This is a genomic window from Streptomyces violaceorubidus (genome assembly GCF_000717995.1).
In the GTDB taxonomy this organism is placed as follows: domain Bacteria; phylum Actinomycetota; class Actinomycetes; order Streptomycetales; family Streptomycetaceae; genus Streptomyces; species Streptomyces violaceorubidus.
The window spans coordinates 1-2,522 of sequence record NZ_JODM01000088.1; the positions used below are offsets into that span (position 1 = coordinate 1).

Below are 2,522 nucleotides of genomic sequence, written 5' to 3' on the forward strand. Positions count from 1 at the left end.
AGGCTCAAGCCGGGCCCACTGGCCATTCGTCAGATCCCCACGTCTCACAGGACGTGATCATCAACGAACAAGATCCACTTTCGCAACAGGCCCTAGGTGGCCGTGGATGCGGTGGTAGTCGGTGGCTGCCGTGAGCCGGGCGCGCCAGGCAGCGTCGTGCTTGTTCCAGATCATGCCGAGGGCGTCGAGTTCGGCGATCCAGTCCTCCTCGAGGCGGCCGGCGGCGCGGGCCTCGCGTGTGGTGGTGATGAAGGCGCCCAGGTCGTAGCCGACGGGGTCGAGGTGGTCGGTGGGGACGTCGAGGTGGCCGTGAGTGTTGTGGAAGGCCTGCGCGGCGGCCAGGCCCCGGCGGCGGGAGCGGCTGAGGGAGCCGCGGGGGTTGAAGGCGATGAGGTCCATGGCCTGGGCGATGCGTTCGGGGTGGAGGGTGAAGTCGAAGTGCCAGCGGTGCTGGATGATGCGGCTGGTCTCGGCTGTCAGGCGGTTGGTCTTTGTGGGCAGGCGTTCGAGGATGCGGTAGTCGTGGCTGGCGAGGGCTGCGCTGATGGCCCAGACGGGTTCGTAGGGGGTGCCGAGGATGTCTTCGGGGTCTGCGCCCGGGGGGATGTAGACGGGGACGATGAGATTGGCGGTCTTGCCGCTGACGTCCAGGCGCAGGGCCCTGCCCAGGCCCTGGACGCAGCGGACGATGCTGCTGGTGGGGTCGGCGAAGACGACGGCGTCGACGCTGGGGATGTCGACGCCTTCGGCGATCACCTTGGCGTTGGCCAGGACGGCCCTCTTCGAGGCGGCGAATCGGGCGAAGAGCTCGGAGCGCTCTTCGGGTGTGTGGTCGCCATGGACGAAGAAGGTGTCCGGGTCCAGCCCGGGGAAGAGGTCGGGCTGGGCGTGGCGCAGGCGCCGCAGGGTGTGGCCGAGTTCGGTGGCGAACCGTCTGGCGTCGTCGACCAGGTGGAAGAAGATCAGCACTCTGCGCAGGGAGTGCTGAGCCATGGCGTTGAGGACGGCGAGGTGCAACGCGCTGGTGCGCAGTGTGTCCGTGGCGTCGGTGGTGGTGGCGGGCTGGTTGAGGCGGGTGCGCAGTTCGGCGTCGGTGATCGTGGGGACGACGATGCGGTAGTCCGCGGCCACCCCGTCGGCGATGGCCTGCGCGAGGGGGTACTCGAAGACCTTCTTGCCGTAGACGGCTTCGTTGTCCATCGAGTTCTCCGCCGTGCCGAGGTCGGACGGCGGGCTGGTGCGACCTTGACGTGCTGGGGATGCGGAGCGGGAGAGGTCGGGTGCGGCGAAGCTGCGGGGGGTGGCGGTCATGTAGAGGCGCCGGTCCGTGAGGATGCGCCGGCTGTCGTTGGCGATGGCCCATTTCTTGTCCGGCCGGCCGGCGATGCGGTGCGCCTCGTCCATAACCGCCAGGTCGAACGGAGGTACCGGGTAGCGGGCGTGCTGGGTCGCCTCGATCTTGTCGAGCGAGTCGTAGGTGCAGATCACAGTGAGGGCGGGCAGTTGGTCGGGCTCCTCCCCCACAACCGACATCAAAGCGGCCAGGGACTGGGCGCTGCCGGTCGATCCGATGCGGTGGGCGGCAAGGCCGCCGTGGGCGGAGGTGTCCATGGAGGACACGATCACCATGTGCTCCAGGTGGCCGTCGCGGCGCCAGGCGAGGGCTGTCTGGGCGGCCAGGTCGAGGGTGGGGACGACGACCAGGACCAGGCGTGCGTCGAGAGCGTCGGCGGCCCGGATGGACACCAGCGTCTTGCCGGTGCCCGTCGCCGAGACGTACAGAGCCCGCGTGTTCGGCCGGCGCAGCTGCCGCACTACAGCTTGCAGTCCTCGTTCTTGGTCCGGGCGCAGCCGAGGGTGGGCTGGAGGACAGGGCGTGGGCTGCTCGACCGGCGTGACCATGCTGCTCATCATGACGCAGAGCTGCTGAGGGCTTCGAGCTTCTGGGAGATGGAGGTGGTTCGGCTTTCGCGGATCTGCCTTCACCGGATTGTCGGGGCGGCAGCTCGGAAGGCTGCTGTGTGACTGCCCTCACCGGATCGGCGGTCTCGGCCAGCGTTATTCGCTCAAGTGTGCAGTAAGGGAGCATGGATTTGCGGCATTTCGAGGTGCAGCTCGTGAGCCATGGCGCGCTGTAGGCCGTTCAGGGGACCTTTGGTGTTAGCGTCATATGCCGATCCAACCTGCACGCTGCTACGCCATGGAAAACGACAACCGGTGAAGTGCGTAGACAAAAGGAGACGCGATGGCTTCCATCCGCCGCATGCCCGAGCGCACGATCTCCTTCTTCGAGATCGTCACGAGTGCCGGCGGGGAGCAGATACGGGTGCCCCAGATGGAGTGGGACAAGGCACTGAGTGATCTCGCCACCGCCACGGTGCAGGAGCGGATGGTCGACAAGGAGACCACCCTGGTGGGATCAGGGGCCTTGACCCCGGATCTTGGACACACGAGACAATGGATCCTGAGGATCTGAGAACGGACATCTCGTGGTCATGAAGAACTATCCGCCGCAGTTCAAG

At 67.0% G+C, this 2,522-nt stretch carries 2 protein-coding genes; one reads left to right on the top strand and one right to left on the bottom strand.

Annotation, left to right across the window (positions count from 1 at the left end; genetic code table 11):
- Positions 1-60: 60 nt before the first annotated feature.
- On the bottom strand, positions 61-1,914 hold the full coding sequence (locus tag IE94_RS0133995; protein ID WP_342450769.1) for a DEAD/DEAH box helicase: 1,854 nt from the start codon (positions 1,912-1,914) through the stop codon (positions 61-63).
- 331 nt (positions 1,915-2,245) lie between these two features.
- Here IE94_RS0133995 and IE94_RS0134000 point away from each other — a divergent pair, with 331 nt between their 5' ends.
- Positions 2,246-2,476, top strand: coding sequence for a hypothetical protein (locus IE94_RS0134000; RefSeq protein WP_030192195.1), 231 nt, complete (start codon positions 2,246-2,248; stop codon positions 2,474-2,476).
- The last annotated feature ends 46 nt before the right edge of the window (positions 2,477-2,522 follow it).